This is a genomic window from Thalassobacillus hwangdonensis (assembly GCF_042675915.1).
GTDB lineage: Bacteria > Bacillota > Bacilli > Bacillales > Halobacillaceae > Thalassobacillus_A > Thalassobacillus_A hwangdonensis.
In genome coordinates, this window is the sequence record NZ_JBHTKL010000005.1 from 38,774 (window position 1) to 58,359 (window position 19,586).

At 44.6% G+C, this 19,586-nt stretch carries 20 protein-coding genes, 2 tRNA genes and 1 other annotated feature; of the genes, 11 read left to right on the forward strand and 11 right to left on the reverse strand.

The annotated features are described in order from the left end of the window. Nucleotides 1-1,140, reverse strand: a complete 1,140-nt coding sequence (locus tag ACFQ2J_RS09375) for an IscS subfamily cysteine desulfurase (protein WP_386059172.1) — start codon at nucleotides 1,138-1,140, stop codon at nucleotides 1-3. A gap of 99 nt (nucleotides 1,141-1,239) precedes the next feature. Here ACFQ2J_RS09375 and nadB point away from each other — a divergent pair, with 99 nt between their 5' ends. The 8 genes from nadB to ACFQ2J_RS09415 all read left to right on the forward strand — a co-directional run bounded on the left by nadB (nucleotide 1,240) and on the right by ACFQ2J_RS09415 (nucleotide 8,031). Next, nucleotides 1,240-2,820, forward strand: coding sequence for an L-aspartate oxidase (nadB, locus tag ACFQ2J_RS09380; protein ID WP_386059173.1), 1,581 nt, complete (start codon nucleotides 1,240-1,242; stop codon nucleotides 2,818-2,820). Further along, nucleotides 2,789-3,643 carry a carboxylating nicotinate-nucleotide diphosphorylase gene (nadC, locus tag ACFQ2J_RS09385; protein WP_386059174.1) on the forward strand — a complete coding sequence of 285 codons (855 nt, stop codon included), beginning with the start codon at nucleotides 2,789-2,791 and terminating at the stop codon, nucleotides 3,641-3,643. The genes nadB and nadC overlap by 32 nt, the downstream gene beginning before the upstream one ends. Beyond that, on the forward strand, nucleotides 3,640-4,746 hold the full coding sequence (nadA, locus tag ACFQ2J_RS09390) for a quinolinate synthase NadA (protein WP_386059176.1): 1,107 nt from the start codon (nucleotides 3,640-3,642) through the stop codon (nucleotides 4,744-4,746). The genes nadC and nadA overlap by 4 nt, the downstream gene beginning before the upstream one ends. A gap of 168 nt (nucleotides 4,747-4,914) precedes the next feature. After that, nucleotides 4,915-5,280, forward strand: a complete 366-nt coding sequence (locus ACFQ2J_RS09395) for a GntR family transcriptional regulator (RefSeq protein WP_386062447.1) — start codon at nucleotides 4,915-4,917, stop codon at nucleotides 5,278-5,280. After that, on the forward strand, nucleotides 5,280-6,155 hold the full coding sequence (locus ACFQ2J_RS09400; protein ID WP_386059178.1) for an ABC transporter ATP-binding protein: 876 nt from the start codon (nucleotides 5,280-5,282) through the stop codon (nucleotides 6,153-6,155). Before ACFQ2J_RS09395 ends, ACFQ2J_RS09400 begins: the two co-directional genes overlap by 1 nt. Then, complete coding sequence (locus tag ACFQ2J_RS09405) at nucleotides 6,148-6,840, forward strand: hypothetical protein (protein ID WP_386059179.1); 693 nt, start codon at nucleotides 6,148-6,150, stop codon at nucleotides 6,838-6,840. The genes ACFQ2J_RS09400 and ACFQ2J_RS09405 overlap by 8 nt, the downstream gene beginning before the upstream one ends. A gap of 180 nt (nucleotides 6,841-7,020) precedes the next feature. Next, the gene (locus ACFQ2J_RS09410) at nucleotides 7,021-7,815 is read left to right on the forward strand and encodes a helix-turn-helix domain-containing protein (RefSeq protein ID WP_386059181.1); all 795 of its coding nucleotides are present in this window, start codon (nucleotides 7,021-7,023) and stop codon (nucleotides 7,813-7,815) included. 69 nt (nucleotides 7,816-7,884) lie between these two features. Further along, the gene (locus tag ACFQ2J_RS09415) at nucleotides 7,885-8,031 is read left to right on the forward strand and encodes a hypothetical protein (RefSeq protein ID WP_386059183.1); all 147 of its coding nucleotides are present in this window, start codon (nucleotides 7,885-7,887) and stop codon (nucleotides 8,029-8,031) included. A gap of 61 nt (nucleotides 8,032-8,092) precedes the next feature. Here ACFQ2J_RS09415 and ACFQ2J_RS09420 read toward each other — a convergent pair. After that, nucleotides 8,093-8,165: transfer RNA gene (locus tag ACFQ2J_RS09420), tRNA-Arg, on the reverse strand. Between the two features lie 166 nt (nucleotides 8,166-8,331). Here ACFQ2J_RS09420 and ACFQ2J_RS09425 point away from each other — a divergent pair. Together ACFQ2J_RS09425 and ACFQ2J_RS09430 are read left to right on the forward strand one after the other, a co-directional pair. Further along, nucleotides 8,332-8,973 (forward strand): deoxynucleoside kinase, encoded by a 642-nt coding sequence (locus tag ACFQ2J_RS09425; RefSeq protein ID WP_386059186.1) that lies wholly within the window; start codon nucleotides 8,332-8,334, stop codon nucleotides 8,971-8,973. After that, entirely contained in the window at nucleotides 8,970-9,653 is a 684-nt protein-coding gene (locus ACFQ2J_RS09430) for a deoxynucleoside kinase (protein ID WP_386059189.1), read from the forward strand. Before ACFQ2J_RS09425 ends, ACFQ2J_RS09430 begins: the two co-directional genes overlap by 4 nt. 66 nt (nucleotides 9,654-9,719) lie before the next feature. Here ACFQ2J_RS09430 and ACFQ2J_RS09435 read toward each other — a convergent pair whose 3' ends face one another. The 8 genes from ACFQ2J_RS09435 to guaB all read right to left on the reverse strand — a co-directional run bounded on the left by ACFQ2J_RS09435 (nucleotide 9,720) and on the right by guaB (nucleotide 17,061). Beyond that, a complete protein-coding gene (locus ACFQ2J_RS09435; protein ID WP_386059192.1) occupies nucleotides 9,720-9,965 on the reverse strand; it encodes a YuzF family protein in 246 nt (81 codons plus the stop codon). 149 nt (nucleotides 9,966-10,114) lie between these two features. Next, a tRNA-Ser gene (locus ACFQ2J_RS09440) sits at nucleotides 10,115-10,207 on the reverse strand. A gap of 80 nt (nucleotides 10,208-10,287) precedes the next feature. After that, nucleotides 10,288-10,794, reverse strand: coding sequence for a hypothetical protein (locus tag ACFQ2J_RS09445; protein ID WP_386059195.1), 507 nt, complete (start codon nucleotides 10,792-10,794; stop codon nucleotides 10,288-10,290). A gap of 126 nt (nucleotides 10,795-10,920) precedes the next feature. Continuing rightward, the gene (serS, locus tag ACFQ2J_RS09450; RefSeq protein WP_386059197.1) at nucleotides 10,921-12,195 is read right to left on the reverse strand and encodes a serine--tRNA ligase; all 1,275 of its coding nucleotides are present in this window, start codon (nucleotides 12,193-12,195) and stop codon (nucleotides 10,921-10,923) included. 51 nt (nucleotides 12,196-12,246) lie between these two features. Beyond that, nucleotides 12,247-12,462, reverse strand: a binding site (T-box leader). 39 nt (nucleotides 12,463-12,501) lie between these two features. After that, a complete protein-coding gene (gene pdxT / locus ACFQ2J_RS09455) occupies nucleotides 12,502-13,092 on the reverse strand; it encodes a pyridoxal 5'-phosphate synthase glutaminase subunit PdxT (protein WP_386059200.1) in 591 nt (196 codons plus the stop codon). Between the two features lie 54 nt (nucleotides 13,093-13,146). Beyond that, nucleotides 13,147-14,031, reverse strand: coding sequence for a pyridoxal 5'-phosphate synthase lyase subunit PdxS (gene pdxS, locus ACFQ2J_RS09460; protein WP_386059202.1), 885 nt, complete (start codon nucleotides 14,029-14,031; stop codon nucleotides 13,147-13,149). Nucleotides 14,032-14,151: 120 nt separating this feature from the next. Further along, entirely contained in the window at nucleotides 14,152-15,486 is a 1,335-nt protein-coding gene (locus ACFQ2J_RS09465; protein WP_386059205.1) for a serine hydrolase, read from the reverse strand. Between the two features lie 105 nt (nucleotides 15,487-15,591). Then, on the reverse strand, nucleotides 15,592-17,061 hold the full coding sequence (gene guaB / locus ACFQ2J_RS09470; RefSeq protein ID WP_386059208.1) for an IMP dehydrogenase: 1,470 nt from the start codon (nucleotides 17,059-17,061) through the stop codon (nucleotides 15,592-15,594). A 170-nt stretch (nucleotides 17,062-17,231) separates the two neighbouring features. Between guaB and ACFQ2J_RS09475 the strand changes: the two genes are divergently transcribed. Then, the gene (locus ACFQ2J_RS09475; protein WP_386059210.1) at nucleotides 17,232-18,185 is read left to right on the forward strand and encodes a YaaC family protein; all 954 of its coding nucleotides are present in this window, start codon (nucleotides 17,232-17,234) and stop codon (nucleotides 18,183-18,185) included. A gap of 230 nt (nucleotides 18,186-18,415) precedes the next feature. Here the strand turns inward: ACFQ2J_RS09475 and ACFQ2J_RS09480 are convergent, their stop codons facing one another. Next, entirely contained in the window at nucleotides 18,416-19,498 is a 1,083-nt protein-coding gene (locus ACFQ2J_RS09480) for an HD-GYP domain-containing protein (RefSeq protein ID WP_386059213.1), read from the reverse strand. Nucleotides 19,499-19,586 lie beyond the last annotated feature (88 nt).

Consider the following 19,586-nt stretch of genomic DNA (forward strand, 5'->3'; position numbering starts at 1 on the left):
TTAAACAAGTGTCTGGTTATGTCTTCGGGTACTTATTAAGGTCAGGCAGGAAACAAGCGCTTCGATATCTTCTTTCGTATGCGTCTTACCTAGCGATATTCTTATGAAAGTTTTTGCTTCCTCTTCCGGAATACCCATCGCCAGCATTGTTTTCGAAGGGCTCTGCATTCCAGCTTGGCACGCACTCCCAGTGGAGATAGCCACCCCTTTTCGATTTGCTTCAAGCATCACCCACTGTCCTTCAAGACCGTCGATACCAATTCCGATGATGGATGGTAAGTGGTTTTGCTTAGGCGGAGTGTACCACGAAATGCCTTGGTGTACCAGAAGATCTTTCATCGTCTCAAAAAGTTCATGGTGTTGTTCAAGGGTGTACTCCATACTGGATACAGCTTGATCTGCCGCCACGGCAAATCCAGCGATCCCAGGAACATTCAGTGTGCCCGGACGTAGCCCTTTTTCATGGATAGCACCAGGATAAAGAGGCGTGATCGGGATGGAAGGATGAATGTACATTGCCCCGACACCTTTTGGTCCGTAGATTTTATGACTGGATATTGAAAAACTGTCCACGAACGGGCTGATCTTTTTCACGTCTATTTTTCCGAAAGATTGAACACAATCCGAGTGGAAATAGACACCCTTCTCCCTGCAAAGCCTGCCGATTGCTTCAACAGGCTGGATCGCCCCTATCTCAGCATTGACATGTTGAACAATCACCACAGCAGTATCTTCACGAATCGCTTCTTCGACCTGACCTGCATCGATGACTCCCTCATTCGTTAATGGAAGACTTGTAACGTCATAGCCTTCTCTTTTCAATTTTTCTAACAGGATATGAATCGATGAATGTTCAGCCTGGCTCGTAATGAGATGTTTGCACCCTTGTTTAGCAGCCAAAAGCAGCTGGACCGCCAACATGTTGCTTTCTGTTCCGCCACTTGTAAAATGCAATCCTCTCTTTTCTACACCTGCAAGACTAGCAATTCGTGTTCGACATTCTTCGACTAATCGACTCGCTTTACTTCCGGCTTCATGCAGACTTTGGGTGTTTCCATCATACGTTCTAGCCGCTTGGACATATGCATCTAACGCTGCTTCACTGATCGGACTTGTGGCTGCATAATCAAAGTAATACATCGGACCCCTCCTTGAAATAGAAAACACTTGTCATCAGTGTAGTTCTGTGTAAATATAGATGTCAAGACACTTGTATATTCAGAAGGTGGGACAACAACGATGAATTACGACGTGATTGTCATCGGCAGTGGAATCGCCGCATTGCAACTGGTAGCAAATCTTCGTACGGATTTGAATGTGATTGTTCTCACAAAGTCGAAACTATCAACCTCTAATTCTTCCATGGCCCAAGGTGGGATAGCGGCAGCGATTGGAAGTGAAGATGATACTTACACCCATTTTGTAGATACGATGGAAGCAGGGAACAGGCTGAATGATCAACAGGCTGTCTACAAGCTGACGAAAGCAGCCCCTTCCATCATTGAAGACCTGATCCAGCGCGGATGTTCATTTGATCAGAAGGAGGATGGAGCGCTTGCCCTAGGGTTGGAAGGTGCCCATCGACATCACCGGATCCTTCATAGCGGTGGGGATCAGACAGGGAAAAGCATTGTAAAGTGCTTACGTGATCAGATTGGAAATAACGTGACGGTCATTGAAAACTTGTTCGTGTTTGAATTACTTATCGGCCAAGATCAAAAGTGTTATGGGGTTAAAGGAAAAGATGGTCAAGAAGACATCCATACTTTCTATTCCAACCACGTAGTGCTTGCTACTGGTGGATGCGGAAATGTCTATGCGTTGACGTCCAATGCAGCTACCGTGACCGGAGATGGATTAGCGCTTGCATATCAGGCTGGTGCAGCATTGATGGATATGGAATTCATTCAATTTCACCCTACCATGCTCTACATACAAGGCAGGACAAAGGGTCTGATATCTGAAGCAGTGCGCGGTGAAGGGGCGGTTCTTGTAACTGATGAAGGAAGAACGATCATGGACCATCACCCACTGGGAGATTTGGCGCCGAGACATATCGTTTCGCAACGCCTATATGAAACGATGAAAAAAGGAAAGTCCGTCTATTTGGACATTCGGTCCATTGATAATTTTGACCAGCGTTTTCCCACAATATCAAAATTATGCATAAGCAATGGCATATCGCTTTCGGAAGGGTTGATCCCAGTGGCCCCTGGTGCACACTTTTTAATGGGCGGGATCCAAACAGATGAAAAAGGAAGCACTACTGTCCAAGGACTCTATGCCATCGGGGAAGTTGCCTGTACTGGTGTCCACGGTGCTAACAGACTGGCAAGCAACTCCCTGTTGGAAGGCCTCGTGTATGGCAAGAAGCTGGCCACGCACCTGAATAAAATCGCTGGTGAAACCAATTCAGAATCAGTTTTATCTTTAAAAACAAAACAACGGGCAAGGTGCCTTCCTTATTCTCTGCCTCCACTAAAGACATTACAGCAACAGATGATGCAACACGTTGGAATCGTCCGGACGATGGAAGGGCTGCGCGCTCATCAGCAATGGTTGGAAACGTTCAATCTTGAGCCTCTCCTGGATATGGAACTGGAAGCATTATCGAAACATGATATCAGCCTTGTTTTTTCTTTGATTACTGCCTGGTTGATAACGTCATCCGCCTCCCAACGGACAGAGAGCAGAGGCGCCCATTTCATGAACGATTATCCATTTGAACAGAAAGCGTGGAAACAAAAACATATTGTCCAACAGCGAAGGAAGGTAAAGGAGGATACAGATGAATCGATTGAAGCTGCAACATTCACTTGAAGCATTTTTCATAGAAGATATCGGAGATCAGGATCTTACAAGTGATGCCTTATTCTCCAGCTATACTACAGGCACAATGATTATCAAAGCGAAATCAGAAGGGATATTTTGCGGAGAGGATGTAATTCTCACAGGGTTTCGTTTACTTGACCCGGCAATTCAGATCGACATCCAAGTAAAAGACGGTCAAAGAATTTCTGCAGGTCAGCCGATTGCAGGCATCTCAGGAAACATGGCTTCTCTGCTTAAAGGGGAACGTGTGGTGTTAAATCTGATTCAGCGAATGAGCGGAATCGCTACGAAAACTAACGAAGCTGTACGCCTATTAGATAGCATTCATACAAGAATCTGTGATACGAGAAAGACGACTCCTGGACTGAGGATGTTGGAAAAACATGCTGTCCGGATGGGCGGCGGATTTAATCACCGTCAGGGGCTATATGACGCAGTCATGATCAAAGATAATCATATCACTTTTGCCGGATCGATCACCTCAGCTGTAACAAAAATACGGGCTAAGCATGGACATATGGTTAAGATCGAAGTTGAAACAGAAACATTGGACCAGGTAATCGAGGCAGTAGCATTGAATGTGGATTGTATCATGTTTGATAACCGAACCCCGGATGAAATCCTCTCGTTCATGGAATATGTCCCGGGAAATATCACCACTGAGGCATCGGGAGGAATACAAATCACTGAACTGAGTGCATTCGGAAAGACTGGTGTCGATTATATTTCGCTTGGTGCATTGACTCATTCCGTCCATGCCCTTGATATCAGTGCGGATGTATCTGTAAAGAAAGGAGCTTATCCAGTATGAACCTGTTTGAAACGCTTGAAATTAGCAACCCGATGCTTCCTGAGGCTTACCGCCTGGCATCAGATTCCGAATTGGAAGAACGTGTCCGTGATGTAAAAAGAAGGATGGGAGACCGCCTATACCTTCCGGGTCATCATTACCAGAAAGACGAAGTCATACAATTCGCCAACGACAGGGGAGATTCCTTGAAGCTGGCACAGTTATCTGCAGATAATCATAAGGCGGAGGCTATTGTTTTCTGCGGGGTCCACTTCATGGCAGAGACAGCCGACATACTCACGAAGGACACCCAGCATGTGTATCTGCCTGACATGCGTGCAGGATGCTCGATGGCGGATATGGCGGACATCGAGCAGACCGAAGCTGCCTGGAAACAGCTTCAGGATCTGTTTGGAGAGACGATTCTTCCATTGACGTATGTGAACTCGACAGCCGCAATTAAAGCATTTGTAGGAAAGCATGGCGGTGCCACCGTGACTTCGTCCAATGCAGAAAGAATGGTGCAATGGGCTTTTTCCAAAAAGGAGCGTATCCTGTTTCTCCCTGATCAGCACCTTGGACGCAACACAGCATTCAATCTCGGGATTCCATTGGATGAGATGGCAGTTTGGGACCCGATCCACCAGGAATTGATCGCAACGCGACCGTTGGAAGAAATCAAGGTGATCTTATGGAAAGGACACTGCTCCGTCCATGAAAACTTCACCGTAGCCAATGTCCATGAAGTCCGTTCTTCTTCCCCTGATATGAAAATCATCGTCCATCCTGAATGCAGAAGAGAGGTTGTCGCGTTAGCAGATGATGCTGGTTCGACCAACCACATCATCAAGACGATCGAAGCGGCACCAAAAGGTAGCTCCTGGGCAATCGGCACAGAAATGAACCTCGTCAATCGCCTGATCCAGGAAAACCCGGATAAGCATATTGTGTCGTTAAATAAAAATATGTGCCCATGTTTGACGATGAATCGGATCGATCTTCCCCACCTCACATGGTGTCTGGAATCGATAGAAAAAGGCACCCCACATAACCGCATCATCGTTGAAGACTCCATTGCAACGGATGCAAAACTTGCATTGAACCGAATGCTACAGCGCGCATAATGAACTGAGTAATGAACCTGCTTCCTATGAAGAAGCAGGTTTTTTTATGCTCAAAAACCTGATACAGCAACCTTTTTACAAAACTTTCTAAAAAAGTGATTGACTTATGAAAGGGTTAGTTATATGGTTAATTACACAAGTAACTAACCAATGGGGTAGGTGATGGAAATGGACAGAGAGCTCAACGACGATAAACCCATTTTCCAACAGATAGCTGAAAAGATTGAAACGAGCATTCTGGAAGGATCCATCAATGAAGGAGACCGCGTTCCCTCCACGAATGAATTCGCCAAATATTATCAAATCAACCCTGCGACCGCTGGAAAAGGAATCAACCAGCTTGTCGAACAGGAGATCATCTATAAGAAACGAGGGATCGGCATGTTTGTATCGGATGGTGCAAAAAAGATCATTTTGTCGAAAAGGAAGCATGACTTTTATGAAAACTACGTGATACCGATGAGACAGGAAGCAGAAAAACTCGGGATGTCTACAGAAGAACTAATCAACCTGATCAATAAGGGGGAAGCATGATGCAAATCGAATTCAAAAACCTTACAAAAGCCTATGGAGCTAAAAAAGCATTGAATAACTTCTCATTGACGCTGGAAGCAAACAAAATTTACGGATTGCTTGGCCGTAATGGTGCTGGCAAAACGACCATGATGCAGCTTTTGGCTGGACAGATCTCTCCTACAAGCGGCGAAGTTCTTGTGAACGGGGAAAAACCCTTCAATAACCGTACAGTGCTTGAAGACATCTGTCTGATCAATGAAAGTAACAACTTCAAAAGACGCTTGAAAATCAAACATGTATTGAAGATCGCTTCCTTGTTTTATCCAAAATGGTCCCAGGAAACTGCTGACCGTCTGATGAAAACCTTCAAATTGGAGTCGAACCTTAATATGAAAGGCTTATCCAAAGGAATGGAATCATCGGTAGGGATCATCATCGGGCTTGCCAGCCGAGCGAACATCACTATTTTTGATGAACCATACATCGGACTTGATGCATCTGCACGTTACGATTTTTATGATGCGTTACTTGAAGAATTCCAACAACACCCTAGAACAATCATCCTCTCCACACACCTCATCGATGAAGTCAGCAACCTCTTTGAAGAAATCATTCTTGTCCGTGAAGGCGAGCTGATGCACCATAAGACGTCAGAAGAAATGACCGAGCTCAGCATCCAAGTTACAGGACCAAAAGACAAAGTTGATGCATTCTGTACAGGAAAAAACGTGATTCATACCGATGAAATCATGGGTAGAAAAACCGTCATAGTTTTCGGGGAACACTTCCAGTTGGAAGATCTTAAAAATGAAGGGTTAGAGGCAGAACGTTGCCCAATCCAAAAATTGATGGTCCACCTTACTGAAGAGAAAGGGGTACGTACACATGTTTAATGATTTGAAAGCGATGCTTTACTTTTTAACGACAGATTTCCGGTTCGGTCTTACAATTTTTTGGTCAATTTTCCTGGCTAGCACCGGCGTACTGTACTTATTGACTTTTTCTTTCAATGACGTCACGATTATCGTCTCATCCAGCTTAGCCATCTATATTTATTGTGGAATCTCAGGTTTTCTGATGACGAAAGAAACGTTACCCTTCTGTTTGAAAATGGGGACAACACGGAACCGGTATTTCTCAGGTGTCATTGTGTTCAATTTGATCCTTGGAGCTTTCATGGCCTTCATTTCCAGTACACTCAGTCTTGTGGTCGGAATGACGGAACAATCCAATCTGCAATTAATGACTGCAATTGATGCCACAAGTTTAAGCCCTGGATGGTTCAACCAATTCTGGCTTGAGACATTGATCTGTTTTCTTTTCCTATCAATCGGCTTCATGTTCAGCGCGATCTTCTATCGGACCGGACTTGTAGGCGGATTAAGTGTCATTGGCATAGTTGTGATTGCAATCCTGCTCCCTGATCTACGAGAACAGTTTCTGGACTTCTTCCTAGAGTTCAGTGAAAGTGGGATCACCATTCATTATGTATCCTTATTCATCGCAGCTTTACTTGCAATGATACCTACATGGCTGTTACTGAACCGCGCATCCATTCATTCTGCTGCTACGAGATGAATCAATTTGAGGGCTGTCCACATGGGCAGCCCTCAATCCGTCTAAAACAGCTTGAAAGCGCCGTTTTTACATAAATGCAACCCTCCGTTGCCTATTTGCAACTAAATGAATATAGAAAAATCCACCATTCTTTTATACACTTTTAACCAAGGAATTGAAATTACTGGAAGGGGTTTTCACATGTCATTCGGAGAAAAGTTATTCAAGCTAAGAAAAGAAAAAGGGTTCTCTCAACAGGAATTGGCAGATGAATTGCGGACATCAAGACAAGCAATCAGTAAGTGGGAAAATGATCAGGGATTTCCGGAAACAGAAAAACTGCTATTGATCGGGAATGTTTTTGAGGTATCGATCGACTATTTACTTAAGAACGATATTGAACAGAACAATAAGGATGAAGAAAGTTATTATGTAAGTAAGGAAATGGCGGAAGGTTATTTGGCACATGTTTTAAAAATAGCAAAACCAATTGCTTTAGCTGTCAGTCTATTCATTCTGGCATTCACACCTTATCTGATCTTCAACGATTCGCCTAAGATCTACACATTTCTCACCATCATCATCGGTACATTGGCAGTTTTATCTTTCTTCAAAGCTGCAAGCACCGAAGATCAGCAGAAGTATGAAGTTCTTAAAACAAGTGCCCTTGTCTTCGATCAGAGTTACCTTAAAGATTTGAAAATAAACTATAAAAACCTTCGAAAGAAGTATAACTCCTTCATCGGCGTTGGTGTCACGCTCATTGCCGTAGGGGCAGGATCATTCATGTTAGAAGAAAATGATATTACCCAAGGAGTTCTGCTTCCTTACTATCCGGTTCTTACCGTCCTGATTGCTTTGGGGGCATTTATTATCATGCGGACATCCCTTATCATTGAAGCATATGAAATGCTGATCAATAATGAAAAACACATTCGAAATGTACAGGAAAAATCCCAGAAGAAATTACGGAAGATATGGAAAGAATGGATCTGATCTCACTTGCGTTTAATCCACCCTATTTTTGCATAACCTAATGAAAATTCAATCGGAAAGAGGGATCGTATGAGTGGACAGAACCAACCATGGGTCGATGAGTATCGTGCTGCCCCACTAACTCCTGATATGCTTCAAGAGATTCAGAACCTGGAGAGAAAAATAAAGACAGAAGCGAATGAAGAAGTCATTTTGATTGCCTATGAACATAAATAAGCACCTTGCTGGATGCAAGGTGCTTTCACCGACTGCCGATCTCCAGGCAGTCTTTTTTTTACGCCCCCGAGAGGATTCGAACCTCTGACACACGGTTTAGGAAACCGATGCTCTATCCCCTGAGCTACGGGGGCAAAGAAATTGTAGCGAACACTGCTTATTATACAAAAATACCCGGCAGATGAAAAGATTTATTTCTCCCATCCACCTGTCAATTCCCGGCTCAATTATGATAAAATAGAACTTGTCTGTCAGAACGTAGCGAATATTGTCTCTTGTATTGTTTAAGGAGGAGAAGAGATGGGACATGTACCTTTCATTGCTGTCGAGGGACCGATCGGGGTCGGAAAAACGTCTCTGTCTAAAAAACTCGCCTCCCATTTTGATTTTCATCTGTTGAAGGAAATCGTCGAGGAGAACCCATTTTTAGGCAAATTCTACGATAACATTGAGGAATGGAGCTTCCAGACTGAAATGTTTTTCTTGTGCAACCGGTTCAAGCAGCTAGAAGATATCGGCAACAAATATTTGCAGCACGACAAGCCTGTCGTCGCTGATTACCATATTTCCAAGAACATGATTTTTGCGCGTCGTACGTTGAGAAAAGATCAGTTCGACAAATACGCGAAAATCTATGATATTTTGACACATGATATGCCTCGTCCGAACATGATGGTCTACCTGCACGCAAGCCTGGACACGTTGATGGAGCGGATCCGTATGCGTAACCGTGATGTAGAGGCGAACATCCAAGCTTCTTATTTACAGCAGCTTTCGCAGGATTATGATGACTTCATGAATCATTTTGAAGCGACACATCCGGACATTCCGGTCATTCGTCTGAATGGCGACGATTTGGATTTCGTGAAGCATCAGGACGATCTACGCCATATATTGGATCGGGTCGAACATCATCTACACAAAGGGGAAGTTATCAAATGAACGCACGTGAACGCTTCGGTATACCACATGATAGTGTGATCACCATCGCTGGAACAGTCGGAGTCGGTAAATCGACCATGACTAATGCTTTGGCAGATGCACTCGGTTTCCGTACCTCATTCGAAAAGGTAGAAACCAATCCGTACCTGGATAAATTTTATAAAGACTTCGAACGCTGGAGTTTTCATCTGCAGATCTATTTCCTCGCAGAACGCTTCAAAGAACAGAAGAAGATATTCGAATATGGGGGAGGGTTCATCCAGGACCGCTCCATTTACGAAGACACGGGTATTTTCGCGAAGATGCATTATGAAAAAGGTACGATGTCACCGACCGATTATGAAACGTACACGAACTTGTTCGATGCAATGGTCATGACACCATATTTCCCGCATCCGGACTTGCTCATCTACTTGGAAGGCTCCTTCGAGGACATACTTGCCCGCATTCAGGAGCGCGGCCGTCCGATGGAGCAGGAAACACCTATTGAATACTGGAAGGAAATGTTCGACCGTTATGAAAACTGGATCGACAATTTTAATTCCTGCCCAGTTCTCCGCCTGAACATTGCAGACTACGATGTGATCCAGAACGAAAACAGCATCGATCCGATTTTGGAGAAAATCGGACATTTCATCAATCAATCACGCAAATGGCGTTCAAGCCGTATGCTTACGTAATAAGCGAAATCCTGCAGATCCGAGATCTGCAGGATTTTTTTATTTCTATTATAGTAGTTCGTCTCTTTAATCAAGATCTGGCATAATCGTTACGATTTGCTGAATGCGCACAAAGAAAGTCGAGTCTCCGGCAGTCAATACAATGTGATCCGGCTTCACGTCTTCCAAATCTCCACGAATCGTATCTCTCACAGTCTCAACAATAAGTGTCTTTCCTATCACCGACTGCAGCGTGCTTACTACAAATGGATCAACCACCGTTATATATTGTGGACTTATACTCATTGCTTCCGGTTGTTGGCGGTAATACATCAACATTCCCCCTGAAAGGTAATCCATACACCTTATGCATAGGGAGAGAAATGGTTAAACATAGGCAATTTGAGCATAAAAAAAATCGTTACAAGAAGTAACGATTTTCGTTCTATGAATCTCCAATTTTATGCGCTTTGTTGAAAAAATGGCGGAGGAGGAGGGATTCGAACCCCCGCGGGCCGTGAAGCCCCTGTCGGTTTTCAAGACCGATCCCTTCAGCCGGACTTGGGTACTCCTCCGTATGTCCAACAAATAAAAATATATCATGTACGCATAGAAGATGTCAACAATCCTAAAAATGATTAAATTTTAAGATAATTCATAGGCTATTTTTCAGCTCTTTTGCCAGTTTGGATGCCCGTGCTCCACGCTGGCTGAACAGCAAGCGTAAATCGTCAACGCTCTGATAAGAAAGCCGGATATGATAGTAATTCACGTATTCCCCAATGGCAAAGATATAAAGGAACAAAAACAAATAGATGGTAGGTGCAGCCACCATGATCTGATAAATCACCAATAGAATGCCGTAAGCCAGCAATGCGAACGTGATCCTTTTCAAATATGTAAACCACCTGCACTGGCTTTTCGTCATACGAGAAAAGTTGCCTTGCTTTGCCTGTTTCCATTTCATATACCAATAAAAGCTTCCTTGAAGAAGAATGAATTCAAGCACCAGGAACGCATATACAGCAGGATATGAAGTTACATATGCAGCAATGCTTTCCATCGACTTAATGGCATAGAACCATAAAAAAGCAAACAGGATGGACGCAATCAATTCTCCGGTCCAAAGCCGTATGTATTTCTTTATCATTGATTCCCGCATAGATATTTCCCCCTTACAACTACCATATAGGAATCAGCATATGAACTCTATAACTTTTTGTGACTAAGTTTCGCCAAAATAAAAAAGACGAACACGGTATACACCATGCCCGTCTTTTTGCAGTTATTATCCGATGATTTCTTTTCCACCCATATAGGCTCGTAGTACTTCAGGAACGACCACTGTGCCGTCTTCCTGCTGATAGTTCTCAAGGATCGCAGCGACCGTACGTCCTAGTGCAAGACCAGATCCATTCAATGTATGAACGAATTCAGGCTTCGCGTTTTTATCAGGACGGTAGCGAATGCCTGCACGGCGTGCCTGGAAATCTTCAAAGTTAGAACAAGAGCTGATTTCACGGTACGTATCGTAGCTTGGAATCCACACTTCGATGTCGTACTTTTTCGCTGCAGTGAACCCAAGATCACCAGTGCACATGCTCATCACACGGTAAGGAAGCTTCAATAGCTGCAGTACTTTTTCAGCATTGCCTGTCAGTTCTTCCAATACATTGTAAGACTCTTCCGGTTTTACGAACTGGACAAGCTCGACTTTGTTGAACTGGTGCTGGCGGATTAGACCACGAGTATCCCGACCTGCAGATCCTGCTTCAGAACGGAAACATGCGCTGAATGCCACGTACTTCTTCGGCAGGTCTTCACCGTCAAGGATTTCTTCACGATGATAGTTGGTTACAGGGACCTCGGCTGTTGGGACGAGATAATAATCCCAGTCTGCGATTTTGAAGGCATCTTCTTCAAATTTCGGCAGCTGACCAGTGCCTGTCATAGACTGGGTGTTGACCATGTATGGCGGAAGCATTTCGCTATAGCCATGTTCGTCAGAGTGTAGATCCATCATGAAGTTGATCAATGCCCGCTCAAGGCGAGCTCCAAGACCTTTATAGAATACGAAACGGCTGCCCGTTACTTTGGACGCGTTTTCGAAGTCCAGAATATCAAGTTCAGTCGCAATATCCCAGTGAGCTTTCGGTTCGAATCCGAAAGAAGGACGGTCGCCCCATGTACGGGCTTCCACGTTGTCATCCTCATCTCCTCCGACAGGTACGCTCTCATGAGGGATATTTGGAATGGATAGCAATAGGGTTTCCAACTGCTCTTCCACTTCTTTAAGCTCTGTATCAAGCGTTTTGATGCGGTCACCGACTTCGCGCATTTCTTTGATCATGTGATCGGCATCTTTCTTTTCGCGCTTCAACACAGAGATTTCTTTAGATACTTCATTTCGCTTCGCTTTCAGCTCTTCTGCTTCCAGAATCAGTTCGCGGCGACGTGTATCCAAATCACCGAATTTATCAAGGTCGGACAAGTCCTCTCCCCTGTGCTGCAGCTTCTCTTTCACTTCTTGAAAATTATTACGCAAATACTTCAAATCCAACATATTAACTCCTCCTCATTTTTAAAAATAGAAAAAGCCCTCATCCCTATAATATATAGGGACGAGAGCTTGGAATTCCCGCGATACCACCCTGATTGGAGACAGTTGTCTCCCGGCTCATCTTCTTTAACGGCGAGTCACCGGACATGCCTACATTCTGTTCAGCATGTCAGCTCAAGGATGGATTCACAGCTCCTTCCGTCAGTTTTCACCGGCCACTGACTCTCTAAAGAAAGGTTCACTGCTACTGGTTCCTGTCATTGCTGTTAACGATTCGTTTATTGATTATAAAATATAGCGGATTTCCAATTAACTTGCAAGTGTTTTTTTTGATTCTTCGACCATTTTTACAAAGTGGGCAGTCATTCGGTGATCATCCGTAAGCTCGGGATGGAAGGCACAAGCGAGCAAATGGCCCTGCTGAGCAGCAACGATACTGTCGTTGTAGGTTGCCAGCACTTCCGTATCCGCGCCAACTTCAAGAATATAAGGAGCACGGATGAACACTGCGTTGAAGGCTTCCGCTACACCTTTGATATCAAGGTCTGCTTCAAAGCTTTCACGCTGGCGGCCGAATGCATTACGTTCCACCTTCATATCCATAAGACCGAGGTGGACATCATACGAACCGTTGATTTCAGATGCGAGAAGGATCATTCCTGCACACGTTCCGAAAATAGGCTTGCCGCTTTTTCCGAATTGCTTCAATGGCTCTAAGAAATCATATTTATCAATCAAACGACGCATTGTGGTACTTTCTCCACCAGGGATGATCAGTCCATCGATTTCGTCGAGTTGTGCAATTTTCTTAACGATGATGCCTTCTGCACCAGAGGCTTCTACAGAACGGATGTGTTCACGAACCGCTCCTTGAAGTCCCAATACACCAATTTTCATCATGATGAATGTCTCCTTCTTATTATCTCAGGAAAAGCAGGAGTTTAAACCTGCTGATTATTCACTACGGTCAGCCATGCGCTGGTCCGGAGTCAAAGTAGACATCTCAAGGCCCGGCATTGCTGTTCCAAGGTCTTTGGAAAGTTCACCGATCAATTTGTAGTCATCATAGTGAGTTGTTGCTTCTACAATCGCACGAGCGAACTTCTCAGGGTTGTTGGACTTGAAGATTCCAGATCCAACGAATACACCATCAGCTCCAAGGTGCATCATCAATGCAGCGTCAGATGGAGTTGCGATTCCACCAGCTGCAAAGTTTACGACCGGCAGGCGTCCTTCTTCACGGATTTGAACTAGAAGCTCATATGGCGCGCCATTTTCTTTCGCGAATACCATCACTTCGTCATCGCTCATTCCACGAAGACGGCGGATTTCCGCTTGTACTTGGCGCATATGGCTGACTGCTTCAACGATGTTACCAGTTCCAGGCTCACCTTTCGTACGAAGCATGGAAGCACCTTCTGCGATACGACGAGTTGCTTCGCCAAGGTTACGACATCCACATACGAACGGAACTGTGTACTCATCTTTTTTGATGTGATAGATGTTATCTGCAGGAGTCAAAACTTCACTTTCATCGATATAGTCGACGCCCATCGCTTCAAGCACACGTGCTTCTACGATGTGACCGATACGAGCTTTTGCCATTACCGGAATTGATACAGCGTTCAATACTTCTTCTGTAATTGTCGGATCTGCCATACGTGCTACGCCACCAGCTGCACGAATATCAGAAGGCACACGCTCAAGCGCCATGACTGCTACCGCACCAGCCGCTTCTGCGATTTTCGCCTGTTCTGCATTGACGACGTCCATGATGACGCCACCTTTTTGCATTTCCGCCATTCCACGTTTTACACGATCAGTACCTACTTTTGACATCTTCCTATTCCTCCATTCCTTTACATGCTTCCCAATATAATATTTTGAATGCGTTACAATCGGTTTCCCGTCCTTTATTGTATCGCAAAAATCGTTAAATTCCTATCAAATGAATCAGGATTAGAACCAGCCTTTTACAGTGTCGACAGCGCTAGTGAAGATGTTGCTGAAGAAATCACCGACAGCACCAAGCATAAGCATGAACCAGTTGTTTTTTTCCACCGTTTCATCCGCTACAAGATCGACACTTTGTGTACCAGTCTTATTATCAAAAATGTTGCCGTAGGACTCTTCGCCATTATAGACCAGCTGTGCAGTACCGACTTTGTCACCTTTTTTGATTGGTGCCGTCAATTCACCGGATTTGTTCAGCTTGTCCTCAGCCCATTTATATTCGATGCTGTATTGATCGTCTTCCCCTTTTTTCATCACGGTCTTTAAAGCTGTTGCAGTGGATACTTCCACTTCATCTTCTTTTCCTTTATCGACCGCAGCAGTTTCCTCATCTTCAAGCTGGAAACCTTCAGGGTAAAGTTCTTTCGTTTCGAATTGTGTAAAGCCGTACTCCATCAATGTACGTGTCTGTTGGAAACGGTCTTCTTTACTGTCTGTTTTCATTACAACAGAAATCAAGCGTTGACCGTCACGTTCTGCTGTACCTGTGAAACAGTAACCAGCCATATCTGTATAGCCTGTCTTCAAACCTTCCATCCCTTGGAAACCGAATGCTGCAAGGTGGCCAGGCATTTCCGGAAGCATCCAGTTCAAGTTCTGATCCTGATGGCCTTCGAACTTGATTTCCTTCTGGCTGGATATTTCTAACGCCTCTGGATAGTCTTTGACAAGATGGTAGGCAAGCAGGGCAGTCGTGCGTGCAGACATTTGGTTGATTCCATCCGGGGATGTCCCTTCTGGAACGTTCTGACCTAAATCTGCATTTTCAAGACCAGTAGAATTGACAAATTGATAGTCTGGCAGACCCATTTCTTCGGCTTTCTCATTCATCATTTTGACGAATTCACCTTCAGAGCCTGCAATCAATTCTGCCAAAGCGATCGTAGTAGCGTTATCCGAGATGATCGCCATCGCTTCATACAGTTCACGTACCGTATAATCTTTATTTTGAGTCAGTCCAATTCCTGAAAAGGATGGATTGGCTGAAATCGAATATGGATAATCTGAGATTTGTGTTGTCGTATCCCAGGAAATTTTACCTTCTTCAATTGCTTCAAGTACTAGATATTCCGTCATCATCTTCGTCATACTGGCAGGAGGCAAAGTCATATCGGCCTCTTTCTCAAAAAGGATCTTACCAGTTTCCGCGTCTACAAGAATGGCTGATTTAGCCCCTAAATCCACCTGTGCATATGTATGTTCCGGCTGCACAAAAAACGTAGTAAAAGAGATCATGAATGCCATGACCACTATCAAAGCTGCTTGAATCTTTTGTTTCAACTTACTCGACCTCCACCATAATAGTATGCATCTTTGTCATTTTATCACAGGAAGGCATAAAAAAATAGACAGGGAATAGTCCCTGTCTATTAATCTCTCCATAGGTTAAACGGAGTAGTTCGGTGCTTCTTTCGTAATTTGTACATCATGCGGGTGACTTTCGCGAAGCCCTGCACCTGTGATGCGGATGAACTTACCGTCATTACGAAGCGTTGTCAGGTCAGGCGTACCGCAATATCCCATACCTGCACGCAAGCCGCCGACAAGCTGATGGATCGTTTCCGCCAATGGACCTTTATAGGCCACACGTCCTTCGATGCCCTCCGGTACGAGCTTTTTCTTTTCTGATTCCGCTTGGAAATATCGGTCTTTCGAACCAGCTTCCATTGCCCCGACAGATCCCATACCGCGATAGACTTTGAAGCGTCTGCCTTGGAAGATTTCCGTATCTCCTGGACTTTCTGACACACCAGCGAACATACTGCCCAGCATGACTGCATGTGCACCAGATGCTAGTGCTTTTACGACATCTCCGGAATATTTGATTCCGCCATCTGCAATGACAGGGACATCAAACTTCTGTGCTTCCTGTGCACAGTCATAGACAGCAGTAATCTGAGGAACTCCGACACCAGCGACGACACGAGTCGTACAGATCGAACCAGGTCCGATTCCTACTTTGATCACATTCGCCCCAGCTTCGATCAGATCACGCGTCGCTTCTGCTGTTGCGACGTTACCAGCGATGATGTTCATGCTCGGATATTTCGAACGGATGCGCATCACCTGGTCGATGACCCCTTTCGAATGCCCATGAGCAGTATCGACAACAAGTGCATCGACACCAGCTTCGACAAGCTTGTCCACCCGTGTCATCGCATCCGCTGTAACACCGACTGCTGCCGCTGCAAGCAGGCGTCCTTGCTCATCTTTAGCAGCATTCGGGAATTCGATGACCTTTTCAATATCTTTAATTGTGATCAGACCTTTGAGCACGCCTTGGCTATCGACAAGAGGAAGCTTTTCGATCTTGTACTGCTGAAGGATTCGTTCTGCTTCATCAAGGGTTGTACCAACAGGAGCAGTCACCAGATTCTCGCTTGTCATCACTTCTTTGATTTTTATCGAATAATCATCGATGAAACGAAGGTCACGATTAGTGAGGATTCCGACCAGTTGCTGCTGATCTTCGTCATTTACAATCGGAACACCGGAAATTCTGTATTTACCCATCAGGTGTTCAGCGTCAAATACTTGATGATCCGGCGTCAAATAGAATGGATTCGTAATGACACCACTCTCGGATCGTTTTACTCGGTCGACTTCTTCCGCCTGCTCTTCGATCGACATGTTTTTGTGGATGACCCCGAGTCCACCTTGTCGAGCCATGGCAATCGCCATCTTCGCCTCTGTGACCGTATCCATCCCTGCACTGATGATCGGCACATTCAGCTTCAGTGTAGGGGAGAGTTCTGTCGCTACCGACACATCTCTCGGCAGAATCTCTGATTTCGCTGGAACCAACAACACATCATCAAATGTCAAACCTTCTTTTGCAAACTTATCCTCGCGCATGCTTGATCCTCTCCTTCAGGTGTACGAAATAGTTTTGGTAAAAATGGGTAAACCTAAGCGATAGTGGGACTTTCAGACAGTATCTTATTTTTATATACAATACGACATCGCTTGAGCTTTTTCAATAGGTAGACATGGTAGAATTTTTTTCCTTGAAAGAGGGGGATGAGATGCAAAAAGATGCGAGAACTTTTCTGACGTATTTGAAATCGCTTCCACATGCGCGGAGTTTTTTGCAAGAATGCTATAAAAAGCAGGGGATGGAAGAAGCAGAGGCAACCGCTTATAAGAACAGTGAACGGTTCTGCTACTTCCTGGAACATGGACTGCACTATATTGAAACAGGGATGAGTTCACCGTTATCCGTGAAACCTGTGTTGTTTTTCTATGGTCTCGGGCATCTGCTGAAGGCAAGTCTGCTTATCAAAGACCCGGAATACCCGCCTTCCTCCAAGGTACTGGCACACGGGTTATCGACAAGGAAAAGGAAGAAACAGAACTATTCCTTCTTACAGGATGAAGTGAAAGTTCAGCCGCAAGGGTTATTCACCTATACAGGCAGCCATCTTTTTCAACTGAAATCCTCGTTCCAGAAAGCGAATATGGACCAGCTGCTGCAGTTGATTCCGGAAATGGCACCGTTATATCAATGGAGAGGGGAAAGAAAATTACTGCCCGTAGGTAAGGAAGGGAAAACGACGATTCTGCTTGACCTTGCTGCATGGAATGCCTTTCACCTGTCAGAACGAAAAATCAAACGTAGATTTGCGGGCTTTAACGTGACAACAAGTGAAAAAAAGGGGGATATTCTCCATATTGAACTCGAATCACCTCTACCACTGCATCAGTCCGCCCCTTTTTATTTCTCTGAAGAGGAGAAGACTTTCTACATGGCTACATCGCCAGATGCAGAGGACCATCTCGAAGAGGTCCTGATCCATTATATGGTCCTTTACAATTTGAGCATGATCGCTCGATATGAAGTTGAATGGTGGATGGACGTCCAATACATGCGTGATACCGAGGACTATGCATTCATCATCCACTTCCTCGACATCACCGCACAAAAAATAACAACCCTGATCGCCTATTGGCTAATGAATCAATCGACATTAAGCCATTAGATAAGAGATAGGGTTGTCCAACTATACTATTATTTAAGTTTATAATAAGCTAAGCGATTGCACACCTTAGATAAAATGGGAAGGGATTTCACGAGACTCCTTCGGAAAAACGAATGAGTCGAGACCCCGCAGCGCAGCGAGGAGGCTCGATCGTTCGTCCGAGGAATGCGAGTGAAATCCCGGGCCATTGTAACTTATTACGGTTTAGAAAATCTTCAATGATATGGTAATTACCCTACAACTTCCTCGATATAAACATCCAGGTGATTTTTCAGATGAATGATTTCCTCATTCTGCTGGAGCCGAACCATCGGCCTCGTCGGCTGGGATGATTCTATGAAAACGACCTCGCCCAAATCATTATTGGAGAGCTTCACTTTCGTACCAGTAGAGAAATTCGTCATATGGGTGATGAACGTCTGCACAATCTCATGGTTGAACCGGCCGAATTGTGCTTTCATCATTTCTTCGAGCACTTTGAATGGAGACTGTTTCGCACGGTACAGCCGCTCTGATGTCATCGCATGGTACATATCGCTGACAGCAATGATTCCACTGAAAATATGAAGCTTCTCCGATTTCAGGGCGAAAGGATATCCGCTTCCATCCAACCGTTCATGATGTTGGAGAATCCCGAGCTTAGCCCCTTTGGAAAGTGCAGGAATCGACTCTACCATGCGGTAGGAGTGCTTCGGATGCTGCTTGACTTCGTCATATTCAGCTTCTGTCAAAGAGCCCTGTTTAAAGAGAATCTTCGGGTCAATCTTTGCCATCCCACAATCACTGAGCAGGGCAGCAAGGCCTACCTGGATCCATTCTCCTCGTTCCAGGTTCATTTTCTTTGCCAGGAACGAAGCAATCAACGCAGAAGAAACACTATGATGGTACAAATACTCATCTTTTGTGGAATAATGGTGGAGTTTCACGATGTGATTATTGGACTCCACACCCGCTTCCAGCAATGGTACGATCGTATTCCTGATGGTCTGAATGTTGATCGGTGAGCCTGCCTGCCAGTTGCTGAACCATTTTTTATATTCCTTCACAGCTTTCAAATAGAGATCAGCAAATGAATCTTTCGCTTGATTATTCTCGTGGATGACATCCATCTGGATCTTTTCTTCCGGAACGTATGGCTCTCCATCTGAAAGCTTAGGAGATACATCCACAAAATCGACAAGAAATCGTTGCAGCACATGAATATGAAGTTCTTTCAACACGGTATGTTTAGGAATGATCGGGCGATTCGTTTTCCCCATCACTTCCCGAAGTAAAATACATCCTGGTACAAGTTGAGACGGATGAACACGCATTGTTTCCACACCTTTTATGTAAGTATTGGTAACGAAGCAATTCTCTTATGTAAAAGTAAAGCCGCCTGTTAGGAAAACAGGGCGACTT

What these genes read in the sequence shown, in the direction of transcription:
- ACFQ2J_RS09375 (WP_386059172.1), bottom strand. Translation starts at nt 1,140, where the DNA reads ATGTATTACTTTGATTATGCAGCCACAAGTCCGATCAGTGAAGCAGCG.
- nadB (WP_386059173.1), top strand. Translation starts at nt 1,240, where the DNA reads ATGAATTACGACGTGATTGTCATCGGCAGTGGAATCGCCGCATTGCAA.
- nadC (WP_386059174.1), top strand. Translation starts at nt 2,789, where the DNA reads ATGAATCGATTGAAGCTGCAACATTCACTTGAAGCATTTTTCATAGAA.
- nadA (WP_386059176.1), top strand. Translation starts at nt 3,640, where the DNA reads ATGAACCTGTTTGAAACGCTTGAAATTAGCAACCCGATGCTTCCTGAG.
- ACFQ2J_RS09395 (WP_386062447.1), top strand. Translation starts at nt 4,915, where the DNA reads ATGGACAGAGAGCTCAACGACGATAAACCCATTTTCCAACAGATAGCT.
- ACFQ2J_RS09400 (WP_386059178.1), top strand. Translation starts at nt 5,280, where the DNA reads ATGCAAATCGAATTCAAAAACCTTACAAAAGCCTATGGAGCTAAAAAA.
- ACFQ2J_RS09405 (WP_386059179.1), top strand. Translation starts at nt 6,148, where the DNA reads ATGTTTAATGATTTGAAAGCGATGCTTTACTTTTTAACGACAGATTTC.
- ACFQ2J_RS09410 (WP_386059181.1), top strand. Translation starts at nt 7,021, where the DNA reads ATGTCATTCGGAGAAAAGTTATTCAAGCTAAGAAAAGAAAAAGGGTTC.
- ACFQ2J_RS09415 (WP_386059183.1), top strand. Translation starts at nt 7,885, where the DNA reads ATGAGTGGACAGAACCAACCATGGGTCGATGAGTATCGTGCTGCCCCA.
- ACFQ2J_RS09425 (WP_386059186.1), top strand. Translation starts at nt 8,332, where the DNA reads ATGGGACATGTACCTTTCATTGCTGTCGAGGGACCGATCGGGGTCGGA.
- ACFQ2J_RS09430 (WP_386059189.1), top strand. Translation starts at nt 8,970, where the DNA reads ATGAACGCACGTGAACGCTTCGGTATACCACATGATAGTGTGATCACC.
- ACFQ2J_RS09435 (WP_386059192.1), bottom strand. Translation starts at nt 9,965, where the DNA reads ATGTATTACCGCCAACAACCGGAAGCAATGAGTATAAGTCCACAATAT.
- ACFQ2J_RS09445 (WP_386059195.1), bottom strand. Translation starts at nt 10,794, where the DNA reads ATGCGGGAATCAATGATAAAGAAATACATACGGCTTTGGACCGGAGAA.
- serS (WP_386059197.1), bottom strand. Translation starts at nt 12,195, where the DNA reads ATGTTGGATTTGAAGTATTTGCGTAATAATTTTCAAGAAGTGAAAGAG.
- pdxT (WP_386059200.1), bottom strand. Translation starts at nt 13,092, where the DNA reads ATGATGAAAATTGGTGTATTGGGACTTCAAGGAGCGGTTCGTGAACAC.
- pdxS (WP_386059202.1), bottom strand. Translation starts at nt 14,031, where the DNA reads ATGTCAAAAGTAGGTACTGATCGTGTAAAACGTGGAATGGCGGAAATG.
- guaB (WP_386059208.1), bottom strand. Translation starts at nt 17,061, where the DNA reads ATGCGCGAGGATAAGTTTGCAAAAGAAGGTTTGACATTTGATGATGTG.
- ACFQ2J_RS09475 (WP_386059210.1), top strand. Translation starts at nt 17,232, where the DNA reads ATGCAAAAAGATGCGAGAACTTTTCTGACGTATTTGAAATCGCTTCCA.
- ACFQ2J_RS09480 (WP_386059213.1), bottom strand. Translation starts at nt 19,498, where the DNA reads ATGCGTGTTCATCCGTCTCAACTTGTACCAGGATGTATTTTACTTCGG.